Origin of the sequence: Tumebacillus algifaecis (genome assembly GCF_002243515.1) — a bacterium.
In the GTDB taxonomy this organism is placed as follows: Bacteria; Bacillota; Bacilli; order Tumebacillales; family Tumebacillaceae; genus Tumebacillus_A; species Tumebacillus_A algifaecis.
The window spans coordinates 2,981,059-2,998,106 of sequence record NZ_CP022657.1; the positions used below are offsets into that span (position 1 = coordinate 2,981,059).

15 protein-coding genes are annotated in these 17,048 nt (G+C 54.1%); 9 read left to right on the top strand and 6 right to left on the bottom strand.

The features are described from left to right. Nucleotides 1–88: 88 nt before the first annotated feature. The 5 genes from CIG75_RS12565 (at nt 89) to CIG75_RS12585 (ending at nt 5,901) form a co-directional block, all read left to right on the top strand. Nucleotides 89–1,831: an Rqc2 family fibronectin-binding protein gene (locus CIG75_RS12565; RefSeq protein ID WP_094236974.1), complete on the top strand. Its 1,743-nt coding sequence runs from the start codon at nt 89–91 to the stop codon at nt 1,829–1,831. Nucleotides 1,832–2,092: 261 nt separating this feature from the next. Beyond that, on the top strand, nt 2,093–3,118 hold the full coding sequence (locus tag CIG75_RS12570) for an ABC transporter ATP-binding protein (RefSeq protein WP_094236975.1): 1,026 nt from the start codon (nt 2,093–2,095) through the stop codon (nt 3,116–3,118). Then, complete coding sequence (locus tag CIG75_RS12575) at nt 3,096–3,893, top strand: ABC transporter permease (protein WP_094236976.1); 798 nt, start codon at nt 3,096–3,098, stop codon at nt 3,891–3,893. The genes CIG75_RS12570 and CIG75_RS12575 overlap by 23 nt, the downstream gene beginning before the upstream one ends. 5 nt (nt 3,894–3,898) lie before the next feature. Further along, nucleotides 3,899–4,702, top strand: a complete 804-nt coding sequence (locus CIG75_RS12580; protein ID WP_094236977.1) for an ABC transporter permease — start codon at nt 3,899–3,901, stop codon at nt 4,700–4,702. A gap of 62 nt (nt 4,703–4,764) precedes the next feature. Then, nucleotides 4,765–5,901 carry a glycosyltransferase family 4 protein gene (locus CIG75_RS12585; RefSeq protein WP_094236978.1) on the top strand — a complete coding sequence of 379 codons (1,137 nt, stop codon included), beginning with the start codon at nt 4,765–4,767 and terminating at the stop codon, nt 5,899–5,901. Between the two features lie 45 nt (nt 5,902–5,946). Here the strand turns inward: CIG75_RS12585 and CIG75_RS12590 are convergent, their stop codons facing one another. Together CIG75_RS12590 and CIG75_RS12595 are read right to left on the bottom strand one after the other, a co-directional pair. Continuing rightward, a complete protein-coding gene (locus tag CIG75_RS12590) occupies nt 5,947–6,771 on the bottom strand; it encodes a YheC/YheD family protein (RefSeq protein WP_094236979.1) in 825 nt (274 codons plus the stop codon). A 67-nt stretch (nt 6,772–6,838) separates the two neighbouring features. Further along, a complete protein-coding gene (locus CIG75_RS12595) occupies nt 6,839–8,461 on the bottom strand; it encodes a hypothetical protein (protein WP_094236980.1) in 1,623 nt (540 codons plus the stop codon). 110 nt (nt 8,462–8,571) lie between these two features. On the opposite strand from CIG75_RS12595, the gene CIG75_RS12600 reads away from it, so the two are divergent. Further along, the gene (locus CIG75_RS12600) at nt 8,572–9,318 is read left to right on the top strand and encodes an alpha/beta hydrolase (RefSeq protein WP_157729535.1); all 747 of its coding nucleotides are present in this window, start codon (nt 8,572–8,574) and stop codon (nt 9,316–9,318) included. A gap of 155 nt (nt 9,319–9,473) precedes the next feature. On the opposite strand, the gene CIG75_RS12605 is transcribed toward CIG75_RS12600, so the two are convergent. Both CIG75_RS12605 and CIG75_RS12610 read right to left on the bottom strand, forming a co-directional pair. Beyond that, a complete protein-coding gene (locus tag CIG75_RS12605; protein ID WP_094236982.1) occupies nt 9,474–9,683 on the bottom strand; it encodes a hypothetical protein in 210 nt (69 codons plus the stop codon). Between the two features lie 88 nt (nt 9,684–9,771). Then, nucleotides 9,772–11,445, bottom strand: a complete 1,674-nt coding sequence (locus CIG75_RS12610) for a DUF2254 family protein (RefSeq protein WP_157729536.1) — start codon at nt 11,443–11,445, stop codon at nt 9,772–9,774. A 122-nt stretch (nt 11,446–11,567) separates the two neighbouring features. Between CIG75_RS12610 and CIG75_RS12615 the strand changes: the two genes are divergently transcribed. The 3 genes from CIG75_RS12615 (at nt 11,568) to CIG75_RS21455 (ending at nt 13,961) form a co-directional block, all read left to right on the top strand. Further along, nucleotides 11,568–13,496 carry a S8 family serine peptidase gene (locus CIG75_RS12615; protein WP_227874218.1) on the top strand — a complete coding sequence of 643 codons (1,929 nt, stop codon included), beginning with the start codon at nt 11,568–11,570 and terminating at the stop codon, nt 13,494–13,496. A gap of 136 nt (nt 13,497–13,632) precedes the next feature. Beyond that, nucleotides 13,633–13,773 (top strand): hypothetical protein, encoded by a 141-nt coding sequence (locus tag CIG75_RS20945; RefSeq protein WP_172844457.1) that lies wholly within the window; start codon nt 13,633–13,635, stop codon nt 13,771–13,773. Between the two features lie 65 nt (nt 13,774–13,838). Continuing rightward, a complete protein-coding gene (locus CIG75_RS21455) occupies nt 13,839–13,961 on the top strand; it encodes a hypothetical protein (protein WP_265415033.1) in 123 nt (40 codons plus the stop codon). 21 nt (nt 13,962–13,982) lie between these two features. Here CIG75_RS21455 and CIG75_RS12620 read toward each other — a convergent pair whose 3' ends face one another. Both CIG75_RS12620 and CIG75_RS12625 read right to left on the bottom strand, forming a co-directional pair. Then, nucleotides 13,983–15,299, bottom strand: coding sequence for a (Fe-S)-binding protein (locus CIG75_RS12620; RefSeq protein ID WP_227874219.1), 1,317 nt, complete (start codon nt 15,297–15,299; stop codon nt 13,983–13,985). After that, nucleotides 15,274–16,707: an FAD-binding oxidoreductase gene (locus tag CIG75_RS12625; RefSeq protein WP_094236984.1), complete on the bottom strand. Its 1,434-nt coding sequence runs from the start codon at nt 16,705–16,707 to the stop codon at nt 15,274–15,276. Before CIG75_RS12625 ends, CIG75_RS12620 begins: the two co-directional genes overlap by 26 nt. Between the last annotated feature and the right edge of the window lie 341 nt (nt 16,708–17,048).

A 17,048-nucleotide genomic window follows, 5' to 3' on the forward strand; every position in this document is an offset into this window, starting at 1 on the left:
ATCCCATCAAATCCCAAGTATAATGGCGTAAACACTGGCACGTTCCCTTGATACGGAAGTGCCTTTTCTTATCTCGAGGTGATCATCCATGGCATTTGACGGCATCGTTTTAAGCGCTGTAGCGCACGAACTGACCGAACTGCTTCTGACTGGCCGTGTCGATAAAATCTATCAGCCCCTCGACCGCGATCTGCTCTTGCAAATCCGTCGTGGTGGCAACAATTATAAATTGCTACTCACCGCCAACGCCTCGTTTCCGCGAGTGCATCTGGTGCAGGACTACAAAGGTCAGAACCCGACCGAACCACCCATGTTCTGCATGTTGTTGCGCAAACACTGCGAAGGTGGCCGTATCACGCGCATCGAACAGCAAGGCAATGAGCGCATCCTGCATATCGCCATCGAGAACCGCGATGAACTTGGCGACCTGACCGAACGCATCCTCGTTGTCGAGATCATGGGCCGCCACTCCAACGTCATCCTGCTCGACCCTGCCGAAAACCGCATCCTCGACTCCCTCGTTCACGTCAACTATGGCACTTCCCGCCACCGTGAAGTGCTGCCTGGCCGCACCTATATCGAGCCTCCGGAACAAGGCAAAGAGAACCCATTCGACATCTCGCTCGGCCACTTTCAAGCCCTGCGCGAAGAGCACAAAGACCTCGCCTTTGACAAATTTCTTGTCGGTTCCTTCACCGGTATCTCGCCGTTGCTCGCGAAAGAGGCCCTGTTCCGACTTCACGCCGAAGTGTCAACTCCCGATCAGGAATGGCAAACGTTTGCAAGCATCATCTCCGACTGTCGCGAACACAACTATCGGCCGACCATCGTCTTTCAGGAACAGAATCCCAAAGCGTTCTCCTGCATTGCTCTCACCCATGTCGAAGGCGAACCGCATACCTATGCGACGATCAGCGAAACGATCGAGCGCTTCTACTCTGAGAAGGCATGGCGCGATGCGCTACGCCAGCGCTCGCAAGACTTAGAGCGCCTGCTGTCCAACGAATTGCAGAAGAACATCAACAAAATCACCAAATTTGAAACGATGATCGAAGAATCATCCGAAGCCGAACAGTACCGCATCTACGGCGAACTGATCACTGCCAACCTCTACCAAATCGAGCGAGGCATGGAGCAGGTCATCGTGCAAAACTTTTACGACGAAAACATGAGTGATCTGAGCGTTCCGCTCGATCCAGCCCTGTCGGCAAACGAAAACGCCCAGAGCTATTTCAAAAAATATAACAAGGTCAAAAAATCGATCCCGATCCTCCACCAACAGATCGCCGAAACAAAATCGGAAATTCTGTATCTGGAAAATGTCTTGCAACAGCTCTCCAGCGCTACGTGGAGCGACATCGAAGAGATTCGCGAAGAGCTGCAGGCGGAAAGCTATTTGAAAATCAAGCAAAAGCCACTGCCCAAAGGCAAAAAGCCACCGAAGAAAAAAGAAGTCCCCGTCAAGCCGGAACGCTATGTCTCCTCGGACGGGATCGAGCTTTTCGTCGGCAAGAACAACCGCCAAAACGAATTCCTGACCATGAAGTTCGCCCACAATACTGACACCTGGCTTCATACAAAAGACATCCCGGGCAGTCATGTCATCATCAGAGCCAAAGAGGTGCCGGAAACCACGCTGCTCGAAGCAGCTCAACTCGCCGCTTTCTTCAGCAAAGGCCGCGAATCGAGTCAAGTGCCTGTCGATTACACATTGATCAAACACGTCTGGAAGCCAAACGGTGCCAAGCCTGGCTTTGTGCTGTACGACAATCAGAAGACGCTGTATGTCACACCGAACGCGCTGGCGACCGAGACCTTACGCCCTTCTTGATCATCTCTGCACACGCCAAACGGGGATTGTTGCCGATTGACTCTTCCTCTCGCCCACTCAACAAGCCACACGGCTGTTCCATGAGCTCCGATCGGACAGTTTGTATTCGCTCGCCATTTGACGAGCGCACAGTGTCAGACCACTCGCGCGAAAAAGACCCGATCATCTGCCCAGCCAGATGATCGGGTCTTTTTCGCGACCTTACTCACATACGTGAGCAGCCGGACTGTGCTATTATGTTGGAATGGAGGCGAAGAACCTGTGGCTTTGATCGAAGTTCGCAATCTGCGAAAAGAATTTAATCGTTTGATCCCGAAAACCGGCTTTCTCTCAGGGGTCCGAAATCTGTGGAATACCAACTATCTGACTCATACCGCCGTTGATGACATCACCTTCGAAGTACAAGAAGGAGAGATGCTCGGCTACATCGGCCCGAACGGCGCGGGCAAATCCACATCAATCAAAATGATGACCGGGATTCTCGTCCCGACTGCAGGAGAACTGAGCATCGCCGGGCTTGTCCCATGGAAACAGCGCCGCGAACACGCCCAGAACATCGGCGTCGTGTTCGGACAAAAAACGCAGCTCTGGTGGGACATTCCGGTGATTGAAAGTTTCAAAGTGCTGAAGACGATCTACAAAATTCCAGACAGTCGCTACAACAAAAATCTCAACATCTTTCGCGAACTGCTGGAGCTCCACGAATTTGAAAACACGCCGGTGCGCCAACTTTCCCTCGGCCAGCGCATGCGCGCCGACTTGGCTGCGGCCATGCTGCACGACCCGCAGATTCTTTTCTTGGACGAGCCGACCATCGGCGTCGATGTGCTGGCGAAAGAGCGACTGCGCACCTTTATCCGTGAGATTAACCGCGACCGCGGTGTGACCGTGTTGCTCACCACCCATGACATGACCGACATCGAAAAGCTATGCAAACGCATGGCGATCATCGACGACGGCAAGATTCTCTATGACGGCTCGATCGACCATTTGAAATCGCAATTTGGCAGCGAACGCACCTTGATCGTCGAGTTGGACGACGCCCCCTACTCGCTTGACATCCCTGGCACGCGCGTGTTGCGTGAAGAAGGAGCTCGTGTGTGGCTGTCTTACAACCGCGATCGACTGAACGCATCGGACGTGATGATGAACATTGCGAAAACGCACACGATCCGCGACCTGACCGTCGAGGAGCCGGAGATCGAGTCGATCGTCCGCGAAATCTACGAGACCGGGATGAACGGGCGGAAGAAGGAGGAGCCGCATGTCGCTGTTCTGGACGTTTAGCCGACAGCTCTTCTTCCAGCAATCGGCATACCGCCTCAACTTCTGGATGGAGATGCTCGGCCTGTTTTTGCAGTTGTATGTCGTCGCCACACTCTGGCGCGTCCTGTTTACTCAGACGCCCGAATCGTTCGGGTCGATGAGTTTAAATCAGATGATCACATATGCGGTGCTCGGGATGCTGATCGGCTCTGTGCTGTCCATCGACGAAGGCGTGCACACCTACATTCAAACCCAAGTGCGGATGGGCATGATCACGTCCGACCTGATGAAACCGGTCGATTTTATGTTGCACATGATGGCTCGCAACTTCGGGCTGATGGTGACGCGGGTCTGTTTTTTCCTGCTACCGCCTTTGGTCGCCGCCTATTTTTTATTCGACCTGATGTTACCAAGCTTTGTGCAAGCGCTGGCCTTCGTGCTCGCCTTGCTGCAAGCATGGGTGATTCTGTTTTTCTGCAACTTTCTCTTCGGACTCATCTCGTTTAAAACGCTCGATCTGCTCGGCTTCATGTTCACCTATTTCGCACTCGTGCGCTTTGCCTCGGGGCAGATCATCCCGCTATGGATGTATCCGGACGTCTTGCAGCCACTCTTGTACGCGCTGCCGTTTCAGGCGATCTTCTATACCCCGCTTGGCATCTTCAGCGGCGTGTTCACCGCCGATCAAATCTGGCAAAATCTGTTGATCCAAACGGCTTGGATTCTCGGGTTGCTTCTCTGTTCCCGCTTGATCTGGAGCCGAATCCACCGCCATTTGGTCGTACAAGGAGGGTGAGTCCGATGCGCGAAAATTTGACCGTGTATCTGGCCTTGTTGCGTGCGGCCGTCCTCGCTCGCCTCGAATACCGCGCCGACTTTCTCATGGGCATCCTCGGCGTGTTTATTCTGAATGCGGGCACGCTGGCCACCTCATGGGTCTTGTTGAGCCGGTTCCATGACCTGAACGGCTGGCTATTTTGGGAAATCGTCTTTTTGTACAACCTGTGGCTGCTCGGCCATGGCATCCGCGCCATTTTTTTCCGCCACATCAACATGCTGGAGCAGTTTATCGTCGAAGGGACATTTGACCAGCTCCTGACCCGTCCCGCCAACCCGCTGGTGCAATTTTTGGGCCGTGAAGTCCATTACTTAGGCATCGGGGACGTGTTGCTCGCCTTATCGATGCTCACACTGAGCTATCAGAACTTACACCTCGAATGGAGTTGGTGGATGTTCCTCTGGTTTGGCGTGATCGCGCTGTCCTCCGCCCTTGTCGAAGCGACTCTGACGTTGATTCTGGCCTGCACGTCGTTCTTCACCACTCGCTCGCGGGCGATCGTGAACGCCGCTTCCCTCTTCTCTTGGGGCGTGGTGCAACAATATCCGCTCGATATGTTCAACAACGTGCTGCGCGGGATCGTCACGATCCTCCTGCCGTTTGCCTTTATGAACTACTACCCCTCGCTCCTGTTCCTCGGCAAAATCGATCAGGTTCCTTTCGGCTTCCTGACTTGGTATGCGCCGCTCGTCGCCTTGTTGCTGACGTTGCTCGCCATACGCTTTTGGAACTTTAGCATCAACAAATACCAAAGTACCGGTTCCTAATCCCAACACGGGTCACTCCCTCGTATACTGCAAGCACTACGTATACGAGGGGAGTACGCCCGATGACCATCTCTTGCATTGCGCCAGGCAATTTCCCTTTTCCGCCTGCTGCCTGTACCTCTGTTGAAATCTACCTCTGGCACCTCGCCACTCAACTTGCCCGCACCGAACCGGTTCTGCTTTACGGCGTCGGAGAATCGCCTGCACAACCGAACGCCCCCATACAGCTCACCACCCGCACGTTTCCTGCGATCGACAGCAAGTCCTATCGCCATTTCTTGCGAAAAGATCTGAAGCAGACACCGACACCCGATCTTTTCCATATTGAAAATTCGATCCCACTGCTCCTCCATATCAAAAAAATCAAGCCTCGCATCCCGCTTCTGCTCAATTTGCACTCCAACGTCCTGATCCAAAACTTCTCCGCGATCACGATCCGCCACGTTTTTCATCGCGTGGATGCCCTTGTGGTCAACAGTGAGTTTCTCAAAAACGATCTGCTGGATCGCTACCCGTTCTTGCAACCAGCGAAAGTGAACGTCATCCACCCTGGCGTAGATTTGCAACAGTTTCCATCACGCTTTTCGACCGAAGGGGCAGCACGGCGCGCCGAGCTTCGCGCACGCTACCACATCTCGAACGACCAAAACATCGTGCTCACCATCGGCCGCTTCATCCCGCGCAAAGGCATCGTCCAAGTGATCGACGCGTTTCGAAGCGTCCTCAAGACACACCCCAACAGCGAACTGTGGATCATCGGCGGACATCCGCACGCCAATAACAATGCGTTTCATGCTCAGGTACGTGATAAAATATCCGGGTTGCCTGTGCGCTTCTTTGGCTTTCTCCCCCAGTCCTCGCTGTCCGATTTCTATGTAGCGGCCGACCTGTTCGTATGCGCCTCACAACTCCCTGAAGCGTTCGGCCTCGTCAATCTTGAAGCATCAGCCGCTGGCATCCCTGTCCTCGCCAGTGCCAAGTGGGGTCTTTGTGAATCGGTCGCGCAGAATGTCAGCGGTCGGCTCGTTGAGGCGTACACCGACCCGTGCGCGATTGCTGAAGAGATCAACGCCTTGCTGTCCAACAAAGAACTGTGCCAGCAATACGGAGCAAATGGCCGACGGCGCGTCGAAGAGCAGTTCTCATGGCCCAAAACGAGCCAAGCGTTTCGCTCCCTCTACTCGCGCATCATGACATAAAAACAAGCGGCATAAAAAGGAGACGCGCCGACACACACCCTCCTTTTACTTGTGGCGCCGCCAACTGCCGCGATGCACTTCGGCGGCCCGGTTGACCTTGCCATGCAGATTCCATAGCATCAACGACCGCTGATCCGACCGACTCAACGTCCCTTTTTTAAAAATGCTCAATTGCGGTGCGGTGTTCACTTCGATCAACCAAAATTTACCCTGTCGATCCAACCCGATGTCCAGCCCGTAGATCGCATTCGAATATCTCCCGCCAAAGCGCTTGGCGATCCGCACCGACTTCGCTTTTAACCGCCGGATCGCAGACTGCGCCTTTTGAGACGTATACCCGTTGCTCATCAAATACGCGCGCACTGTCAAGGCCGATCCCCCGATCACCAAGTTCGTGACGGCGAGGCCACTTCCCGCCGCCTTGGCAAAGAGGCGAGTGACTTCCCATCTGCCCGCTTCATTTTTCTGGACGATGGTGCGCACGTCAACTGGGCGCCCTCTCCACTTGGCAAGCGCGATCCCTTGCTGCACCAAAAAGCGACTGCCTTTGCGCACGCTGTCAATCCAAGCAACAACCGAATCCAAACTGCTCACGACTCGCTTTTGATGCTCCATTTTGACCTCAAAGCGACCCGCCAACCTTTTCACGCGAAAAATTCGAAATCCGCCGCCTCCGTAGACCGGCTTGACGAATACCTCCCCGTGCCGATTGATCATCGTAGCAAGTGTTGCTTTCGAATAGAGTTTTGTCTCCGGCACATCATGTCGCAGTTCCGGGCTAGCCAAAAAAATCAGGTGTTTGCTCCACTTGCTACCCGGTGCTAATTTCATCTGCCCATCACCTCGTTTCCACAGGATCATGATTATCATATGGATGCCTCGTCCGTGTGGGAACGGCAAAACCCCTTATCCGCAACACATGGATAAGGGGTTTTCGTCAACCAGCCAGATAGTAGGACAGCACAAGCATTGCCGTCCAGACGTTGATGCCAAGGAAGTAGCTGAACTCGCCCATCGCACTGCGCTCATAGCGAGTGCGAGCATAGAGCGCGGTAAATAAGTAGGAGAGCGCAGCCAAGGCCACAAACAGCACCGACACTGCGAATCCAGACTGCATCCATTCCGGCATATACGTATAGAGCGAATCCAATTTACCATATTCGAGGAACAATACGATCTGTGTCACCAGGTACAACAACACCGAGACAAACAGATGTCGATTCGGCTGATCATAAAGTGCGTCCTCTTTTTTTACGACAAAATAGAACAGGTACGCAAACGGTAGCATCGGCCATGCAAAGGCGATGACGAGCAACATGACCGACATGCCGAGATACTGCGGTACTACCATCGCCGCCCGCGTGTAGTCATCCCGATCCAAGTGATTGGTGGCCGCTGCATAGGACGGGTCATTCGAGTTGTACAGCACATCATATGTTTTCAACTTGGCGAATACCAGAAATACGGTCGTCGTCGAGTCGCCCTGTTTCTCAAACACCGGGTTGCTCCCCATGTTGTTCGTGTTGGAGACACGCTCCAAATCTTGCTTCCACTCACCGTTTTGCAAGGTCGAGAAGAAAACCTCTTTGCCCACGTTGCGTGGATTTTTCCCATAGTCGGCAACAAAAGCAAACTGCAGGCCCTTCTCCTGCACAGGGCGGACATACGGTGAGTTGGAATTTGCCGCATTTTCACCGAGCATCGTCTTCGGAATCAGTTTCATATCCTTCGCGGTTTTCGGAGAGGGATCGGCCAACGCAAAGGATACGGCTCGCAGCTCCGTGGTCGATTTGCGCGATGATTTGTAGGTCATCAGATAGTAGCCATGCGTTTCATCGATCCCGAAAACTGTTTCATCGACCAAGTTCGATGTGCCCACAGACAGCTCTTTCACCGTTTTAAATTCGGACGCTTTTTGGGTGGCTCCGTCAAACGTAAAATACAGCAGGTTGTAGCTCTCCGCGCCCACTTGCTCGGTCGCACCGATGTGGGCGATGCCCTTTTGATCGACCGAAGCGTCCACGTACACCGTGCGCTTCAGCGGGAAACTTTGCACCGTGGACAACTCGTTCCCCGTTGCGGCGTAGATCTTCAGCCCAGTCTCCGTCCCGACCAAGATGTAGGACTGCTCGCCAAGGTCCAGCAGTTCCATAGAAATCACATCCGGGTCAAACGATGTCACAGCGCCCCAAGCACCGTTCTCCCAAGCTGCATGTTTCAACACACGCTTCGCCCCGACCCAATAGAGATCATTGCCGGAGTATCTAAAAGTGGTTGTCGTATAGATGTCCGGAGAAGGGACCGGACGTTTCTCCAACTCGCTCGTTTGCTTTGCTGGGTCAATCGTGGCGATGATCAATTCCTGCTCGGACAGCCATGCATAGCGCTGATCACCAAGCACCTGCGCCGGACGGTTCGGCGTAGCCGTACCGATCGAAGTCTCACGTCCGTACGGTTCCAAAAACGGTAGGACGCGATTCTCCGCATCCCACTTGATCTGCAGCAAAAAGACGATTACGAATACCAAGAAGTACGGAAAAATTCTGAGAAAAGACTTCACAGCATGAACGCTCCTTTTCAAAACCGTTTTACTCATGCGTACAAGCATACTACAACAGACAAGCTTTGAGAATGGTATAATAAGAAAGAATCGAACGAGGAGGAATGTTCATGTCGCTCGAGAAGCAACCGCCCGGCATAGTGGAACGCGTGGAGATCCCAAGCCGCTTTTTGGGGGAAACGCGCGAAATCCATGTCTATCTGCCGCACAACTACTCACCGCTCTATAAATATCCGGTGCTCTACATCAACGATGGTTCTGACTACGAGTCGATGGGTCGCATGATCTCGCTGCTCAACGAACGCTTTCAAAACAGACAAGCCAGACGATTTCTCGTCGTTTTCGTCCCGGTTGACAAAAGTGTGCGCAGGGAGGAATATCATCCTGCAGGAAGCAAGCACCAAGCGTATGTCCGCTTCTTTGCTGACGAACTGGTTCCAACTGTCGAAGAACGCTATGCTGCCTTCCCGATGGGACCTGCACGCGGCATCTTAGGCTCGTCGCTCGGTGCGACCGCCGCCTTGCACACGTTGCTCACCTATCCCCGCAAGTTCCATTACCTCGCCTTGCAGTCGGGGGCTTTTCAAGACGCCTCTTACGAAGGGGTCACAGCCAAAGGACGAGAACTCGCCACCGTGCCGATCTATCAGGTCGTCGGTCTTCAGGAAGATCGCTTCCAATCAGCAAGCGGCAAGGTGATCGACATTCTGGGACAAAACCGCAAGATGCGCGACCTGTTGCAAAGTGCCGGTGTCGATGTCAACTACGCCGAGTATGACAAAGACCACACTTGGGGCTTTTGGCAGGAAGACCTGTCGCGCGTGCTCGACCACTTTGCCCGCCATACATCGTTTTAACCTCTTACATAGCAGACGCAGTGAAACCGCCACCTTCGCAGGCCCGGCGGTTTCTTTTTTCGCTTCCCTGCATCGACCCTCCCCCTTCCCTTAGCCAATGCGGGAATCAAAAATGACATACCGCCCAAACCTCCGCCGGTATGTCACCCTGTTGCTTACATTTCTTCGTATACTTCCGGTACCCAATAGATCACACACTGTGATTTGGGCAGGTTGATCTCGCGAGCCCCAGCTGGGCGACCGTTGATGTTAATGATCTCCGTCACCACCACACGGTCGGAACTGATTTCCACTTCCCCTTCATACTCGCGAACGCTACCATCGACCACAAAAAATTCGACCTTCCCCGAGCCAATATTGCGCATCGTAGGACACTCCTTTCAACGGTGCTTGTAAAAATCACCCAAACTCTTCTCGTCGTACCATTCGACCCGCCTGCGACAAAATCCTGCATCATTTGCGCGAATGTGCGGCTTCGCCGCCAAGAAACGTTTCTGGGTCCAGCCCGTCGAACAGATCGCGCCACGTACTCGTATCCTCCACCGCCCCGCTCAACTCGATCTGCCGTTCCGGTCCGGTGGGATACTGTGCTGTGTACGCATGATAGCCTTGCCAGAGCACGAACGCTTTGATCAAGTAGCGCTCCGGTTCGTGATAGTCAAAAAAGCGCCGTATTTCCAGCCTGCTCCGACAGAGTGTGAGCAACAGGTTCTGGTCGGGTTCAAAATATTTGCCCACCGCACGGATCAGCAACATCACGATGTCGGTGCGCCGCAGATAGACCGCTTCGGCTGTCATCAGCAAGAACAGATACAGGTACGGATAGGTGCGCTTCTCCTGCCCACGGTATGGAATCATCTCTTTGCGCAACCAGGTGGTGATCTGGACGATGTCGATGATCTCCGACTTCAAGATCAACCGTTTCGCCAGCTTCATATACTCAAACAAAAGCCCCCGCATCACACCGAGCGTCTTGTGCCCCTCTGGACCCACGATCGTGCTGAGCAGTTGCCCGAACGCATGCGAGACGATGCTTTTGGCGACAAAGCTGTGCCCGTATGTTTCATTTTTGATCACCAGTTTGCCGATCTCCCCTAGATTTTGAAACGAGGCCAGCACGAATCGCGCTGTATCTCGCGACATCTCGCGGTTTTTCACAACATGGCAGGTGATCGAAAAGATCTGCTCCACCGCCTGCTGAATCATGTTCATCAACTGCTGTCCGACGAGGTTGTTGCGCACGATCAGTGCATACGCATCGATGACGATGCTGGCCGCCCGCAAAGAACCGCTCTCCGCATAGCGCATGCCCATCTCGTGCAACTCATCCAAAATCCGCCCCGACACGGCAGTCTCTCGGGCTTTAAATGAAATCGACGCGATGCCGATCAACTGCCCGACGATCTTCTCGTGATACCACAGCACATCGTCCGCATCTTCGCTGGGCAGTTTTGCGCCATGCATCATCTCCGCAATATTTTCCACACAAAACACTGCCGTCACCGCATCCATCTCCGAAACTGCTTTTTTCGCAATATCACAGATCTGCTCCACTTTGTCCAGCGCCTCTTGGTAATCACCAGATCGATAAGCGGATATATATTCGCGCTGGATCGCAAAGACGATCGTCTCCGGCTTCAGCAGTTGAATGACAAAATACAGATAGGCGATCAGGGCGAGAAAGCACATGATCAACAGCAACAAATCGGCACTCATCCCCTGTGCTAACCAATCGGACGGCCGATCGCTGGGATGATCCTCAATCATCGACAACAGATAGATCGCATGAAAAATCGTTCCGAAATAGAACGAAATTAAAGTCGTATTGAACGGAAAACGGACAAAAAAATCGAGCACTCGATGCGTGTACTTGCTCGCTGTCAGTTGGATCGCGACCATGATCATCGAAAACGACAGGGCCAAAATGGTCGCGAGCGTCGAGGCCACCGTCGCCAAATAATTGCGCGCCGTCTCCAGATCGCCGCCAAAAAACGGTGGAGTGAAGCGAAAGATCAACGCCATCATGCACAGTGACACGACCAGTTGAAACAGCGAGTTGGGGAGTGAGGCATGCAGCAGATGGCGATCCCAAAGATTTTTGCCAAACTGGAAAAACGAATGTTTCATGCTTGCCCCCCCACCTCCGTGCCGATCATACCTTCCAGTAGTATCCGCAACATCCCGGTTCATACTCCTGCCAAAGAGCGCAGATACTAGATTGGAACTGTTGACTCAAAGGAGGTATCTGTATGAATCGGCGCGCCAAATGGGGCGTGATCACAGCGCTCACAGTCGGCCTTATGCTTCCCTTGTTCTGGCATGATGCGCAGTCGTTTCCGGTTAAACGCCCGGAAGCGGGCCCGGCAAAGCCACCGACCGTTGACAACGCCCGCACGGCAGAAGTGCAACGAATCCTCGCCAAAAAAGCGGGGGGCAACGAAGAGTTGGTCGCACGCGACATTGCGCGCACAGCGGCGCTTTGCGTGCGGGACTGCCGGATCATGCTGACCAATATCACCAATGATCTGGCCCATCTCCACTCGACAGCAGAGAAGAAGGCAATGATGGAGCATCATCTGAAGATGCATCCACAATTCGTCTCGCTGACGTTACAAAATGATCAAGGCCAGCCGATCACCATCGGTCGCGTGCTGCGCCAAGATTTGCATCACCAAGCCTACAAGACCACGCAGAACGACGACTTTTACATCTCCGATCTCTATACGAAAAAAAATGTGCAGGACGCGAAAGAAAAAATCGCGATGACTGTCGGCGTTCCGGTGCACGGCAACTCCCATGTCACCGGCTCCTTATCGGCCGATGTGGAAATGGGACTCTTGCATCAAGTGATCTCACTCCAAGACCGCGAGATGGGTACTAACACCCTGCTGCTTGGCATGGACGGCAAAAACGAGATGTTGAAAAAAACGGAATCCGGCCCAAGCGGTGGCATTCACGTCCAGCAGTTGAACGGGAAAAAAGCAGAATCGAACATTGAAGGGACAGCTTGGAAAGTCAGAGTCACTTCGGTGCAAGACCGCGGGGTGAAACAAGCCCAGATCATGCAAAATGAATTGGTCGTCCGCTTCAAACGCGACTTGACCGAAGCGGAGATCGCCCAATACTCGCGCGATATCGGCGGCAGTCTCCTACGCAAAAATTCACGCCATACTTATTTGTTCAGTTTTGGAATCGCCCCCTCAGAAGCGATTTCCTACTTCAAGCAAAAAGACGCAGTACTGGCCGAACAGCACGTCAAACTTCACCCCAACACGGCGGCGGTCGAATCGCGCCGCGCGGTCGAACAGCCAAACGATATGTATTACGGTAGCAACCAATGGAACCTTCCACTGATCTCCGCAGACAAGGGGTGGCAAGTCACGACTGGCGACCCAAACGTGATCATCGCCGTCGTCGACACGGGCGTTGACTTGAACCATCCGGAGTTTAAAGGGCAATTGGTCGAAGGGCGCAACATGCTCACTGGAACGAATAAGCCGCAAGATGACAACGGCCACGGCACCCATGTGGCGGGCGTCATCGCAGCACGCACCAACAATCTTGAAGGCATCGCTGGCATCGACTGGGCCGGAAAAATCATGCCGGTGAAAGCGATGGATGCTGACGGTTCCGGCTCGGTGCTCGACATTGCTGACGGCATCATCTGGGCTGCCGACCACGGCGCAGATGTGATCAACCTTTCTCTTGGGGAGTATGCAGGCTCCGATTACCTGCACGACGCCATTCGCTACGCCTACGATAAAGGAGCGGTCGTCATCGCCGCGATGGGCAACGATGGCATCGATGACCCGAGCTATCCAGCCGCCTATGAAGAAGTGATCGCCGTCGCCGCCAACGACGAGCAAAAAGAGACGGCCAGTTTCTCCAACTTTGGCCCACACACCTCCGTCTCTGCACCTGGTGTTGCGATTCCCAGCACGTATCCGAACAATCGCTACGCCGCACTGTCCGGAACGTCGATGGCATCTCCACACGTCGCAGGCGTCGCCGCCCTTATCCGCTCGATCAACCCGGCTCTCAGCCCTGCTGAGGTGCGCAGCATCATACAGAACACGGCTGACGACCTCGGCCCAGAAGGTCACGATGAGTACTACGGCTATGGCCAGATCAACGTCGCCAATGCGATCAAAGCTGCTGTCGATAGCAAAGCAAAATAAGTTCAAATCGATAAAAAAGCGTCCCGCCACTCGCAGCAGGACGCTTTTTGCTCTGAGATCATTCTGAGGTGAAACTTTTTCCAACTTCCCCGCGTCTTTTTGAATAACAGATTGCAAGGAAAGGACGGTCATACACATGCAGCGTATCAAAGAATATGCACCGATGCTGGCAGGGGTTACACTGATCGCAATCGGAGTGTGCTTGCCTCTTGGACTGACCTTAGATTCCATGCGCTTGATCGATCTACTTGTCATGTTTATTGCAAACGTGTCATAACGATAAAATGAGAGCGGGAAACCGGTCGTCTGCAGTTGCCTTTCACTTTAGGGAGGTGACACCGTATGCTCTTCATGAATTTGGAGTTGGAGGAAATCACCGTCTGGTTGATCCCCGGCTTCCTCAGTCTGAAGTGGAAACGGCGTGCGCGCGGTAACGACCAACCAAGCAATGACGGCGTGCCCTAAGGCACGCCGTCATTCGCATTCTCACACTAAATCTGCCAGCAAGTCCATGATGTGGACCGCTTTCATCTGCCCTTGCTGTCCAGCGCGCTCGATGCCTTTTTTCATCTGCAATAGACACCCTGGATTGGACGTGACAACATAATGGGCTTCCGTCCGTCCCACATTTTTCATTTTATCGTCAAGGATCTCCATCGACATGTCGAGGTTGGTGATGTTATAGATCCCCGCCGATCCACAACACTGATCGGCCCCTCGCATCTCCACATACTCTGCGCCCGGAATACTTTTTAATAACTGCCGCGGCTGCGAGCGAACACCTTGTCCATGTGCCAGATGGCAGGAGTCCTGATAGGTCACTTTGGCATGTAATTCTTTGGCAAACACAAGCGGTGGCAGTTCGGCCAACAATTCGCTGATGTCGCGCACTTTGGCCACAAACTGCTGCGCCCGCTCCTGCCACGCCGGGTCGTCGTGGAACCAATGGTGGTATTCTTTCAAGGCTGCTCCACAGCCGCCCGCATTGTTGACGATCAGGTCAACTCCCGCCTGTTCGAACGCTTCGATATTGCGCTTCGCCAGCTCCACCGCTCCAGTCTTTTCACCCGCATGGGCGTGGAGCGCACCGCAGCAAGACTGTCCGGAAACAAAAACCACTTCACACCCCGCTTTGGTCAGCACGCGTGCGGTCGCTTGGTTCGTTTCAAAAAACATCACATCCATGATGCATCCGGTGAACAGGCCCACGGTCGGCCCAGTCTGTTCGCCTACTGCCTCCATCACCGACTCGCGCTGCATCCGCGCCCACGGAGAGGCGACCGTATCGACCGCCGATTGCATCTCACGCATCGGGCGAGGCAGGATGCGCATCAGCCCTGTTTTGTCGGCCAGCGTTTGCAGTCCGCTCACCTGTGCCGCCCACAATCCGGCCCCGAGCAATTCTAAACGGTTAGGATGTGGGAACACCTCATGAAACAGAAAATCGCGCAGCGGAGAGTCCTCTTGCTTGGCCTGCTCTGCCACTTCCCGCGCCGTTTCGATCAGACTCCCATACGGCACCCCGGCCGGACAAGCGGTTTCACAAGCCCGGCATCCCAAACAGAGATACATGTTGGCTTCAAACTCTGCATCGGCCAACAGACTGCCTTCTGCCACGCCTTTCATCAGCGCGATCCGCCCGCGCGGGGAGGCCGATTCCTTCCCGGTCTGACGATAGGTCGGACAGGAGGGCAAACAGAAGCCACATTGCATGCAGTTGAGGATTTCCTCGGTGTCAAATTTATCGAGCAACTGGATGAGGTTCGACCCACCGCCGTTAGCCATGTTTGTGTCCGCACTCATGCGTGTTCACCACCACTCTGCGCCGTGTGTCTTTGGCAAACATCTTGCCAGGATTCATGATGCCGTGCGGGTCGAAAGCGTCTTTGATCCGCTTCATCAATTCAATGCCTCCCGTCCCAACTTTCAGATCGAGATAGCCCGCTTTGGCAATGCCGACCCCATGCTCCCCGGTGATCGTGCCACCCAATTTGATCGCCGCATGGAAGATCTCCTGAAACGCTTGCTCAACGCGATGAATCTCTTCTTTGTCCCGCTCGTCCGTCATGCAGGTCGGATGCAGGTTGCCGTCTCCCGCGTGCCCAAACGTGCAGATTTGTACATCATACTTGTTTGCGATCACGCCGACCTGTTCCACCATCTCGGCCAGTCGGGCCCGCGGTACCGTCGCATCTTCTAGGATCGTCGTCGGTTTCACGCGAGCCAGTGCCGACAACGCGGCACGCCGAGCTGCCATCAGCTTCGCCCCTTCTTCGGGCGTTTCGGCCGTTCGCACCTCCGTTGCCCCTTCGCGGCGGCAGATTTCGGCGATGCGCAAGATGTCCTGTTCGACCTGCATTTCGGTCCCATCCTGTTCGATCAACAGCATCGCTTTCATATCGAGCGGCAAACCGATCCCAGCGTACGCTTCGACCACGCGCATCGTCTCCGCATCAAGAAATTCCATCGTCGCCGGGATGATTTTTTCGGCGATTACCCGCTGTACCGAACGCGCCGCGTCGGTCAGATCGTTGTAGTACGCCACCAATGTCTGTTTAGCCTTAGGCAGTGGCAATAGCTTGGCTGTGATCTCCGTCACCACAGCCAGCGTACCTTCTGAGCCGACGAGCAGCTTAGTGATATCATATCCTGCTACGTCTTTCGCATTTTTGCCGCCAAAACGCAACACTTCACCGCTTGGCAACACCGCCTGCAGACCCATGATGTAATCTTTGGTCACCCCGTATTTCAAACCGCGCATCCCGCCTGCACACTCGGCCACATTGCCGCCCATCGTCGAGATGCGCATCGAGCCCGGGTCGGGCGGATAGAATAGCCCGAGCGCTTCTACCGCCGTATGCAGTTCGGCGGTGATCAGCCCAGGGCCAAACGTCGCGGTCAAATTGTCCTGATCGATTTCATACAGTTCGTTCAAGCGGTTGGTAACCAGCACGATCCCTCCTTCGGTCGGTACCGTACCACCGCAGAGATTGGTTCCCGATCCGCGAGAGACGATCGGGATGCGGTGCCGATTGGCCACTTTTAAGATTGCGGCCGTCTCTTCCACCGAGGCCGGCATCACCACCGCATCGGGCATCGCTTGATAGAGTGGGGTCGCATCGTACGAATATACGTGCAATTCATTCGGTGTATCCAGCATCCATCGCTCGCCGACGATGGCAGATAGTTCGCGTTTGATCTCGTTGTTCATGCCATTTCCTCTCCCTCGTCTGATTCTTCAACCGTATCACATCAGGGCAGAAGAAAAAAGATAGACCACTGCCCTCAGTGGTCTACGGGTCATGGCGAAACGCCGACCCACGTTTAGAAAAACGCGGTGCATGCGATCAAATCGCCTTTCAAAAAAAGCACAGGGACTCGTTGGATATTCGCAAGCGCCCCAAGTTGGCCCTCTAAATGAACCACAGCAGGAGTCCTAGTAACTGAGCATTTCCGCAATGGCCCGCAGCGGTTTGCCACTTCCTCAGCAATCATTTCCCGAGAAATATTATTCGACACACGCCCGTACATCTTGGGTACTGATCGCCCCAT

Coding starts and splice junctions, on each gene's coding strand:
- CIG75_RS12565 (WP_094236974.1), top strand. CDS start 89: ATGGCATTTGACGGCATCGTTTTAAGCGCTGTAGCGCACGAACTGACC.
- CIG75_RS12575 (WP_094236976.1), top strand. CDS start 3,096: ATGTCGCTGTTCTGGACGTTTAGCCGACAGCTCTTCTTCCAGCAATCG.
- CIG75_RS12580 (WP_094236977.1), top strand. CDS start 3,899: ATGCGCGAAAATTTGACCGTGTATCTGGCCTTGTTGCGTGCGGCCGTC.
- CIG75_RS12585 (WP_094236978.1), top strand. CDS start 4,765: ATGACCATCTCTTGCATTGCGCCAGGCAATTTCCCTTTTCCGCCTGCT.
- CIG75_RS12590 (WP_094236979.1), bottom strand. CDS start 6,771: ATGATAATCATGATCCTGTGGAAACGAGGTGATGGGCAGATGAAATTA.
- CIG75_RS12600 (WP_157729535.1), top strand. CDS start 8,572: ATGTCGCTCGAGAAGCAACCGCCCGGCATAGTGGAACGCGTGGAGATC.
- CIG75_RS12605 (WP_094236982.1), bottom strand. CDS start 9,683: ATGCGCAATATTGGCTCGGGGAAGGTCGAATTTTTTGTGGTCGATGGT.
- CIG75_RS12610 (WP_157729536.1), bottom strand. CDS start 11,445: ATGAAACATTCGTTTTTCCAGTTTGGCAAAAATCTTTGGGATCGCCAT.
- CIG75_RS12615 (WP_227874218.1), top strand. CDS start 11,568: ATGAATCGGCGCGCCAAATGGGGCGTGATCACAGCGCTCACAGTCGGC.
- CIG75_RS20945 (WP_172844457.1), top strand. CDS start 13,633: ATGCAGCGTATCAAAGAATATGCACCGATGCTGGCAGGGGTTACACTG.
- CIG75_RS21455 (WP_265415033.1), top strand. CDS start 13,839: ATGCTCTTCATGAATTTGGAGTTGGAGGAAATCACCGTCTGGTTGATC.
- CIG75_RS12620 (WP_227874219.1), bottom strand. CDS start 15,299: ATGAGTGCGGACACAAACATGGCTAACGGCGGTGGGTCGAACCTCATC.
- CIG75_RS12625 (WP_094236984.1), bottom strand. CDS start 16,707: ATGAACAACGAGATCAAACGCGAACTATCTGCCATCGTCGGCGAGCGA.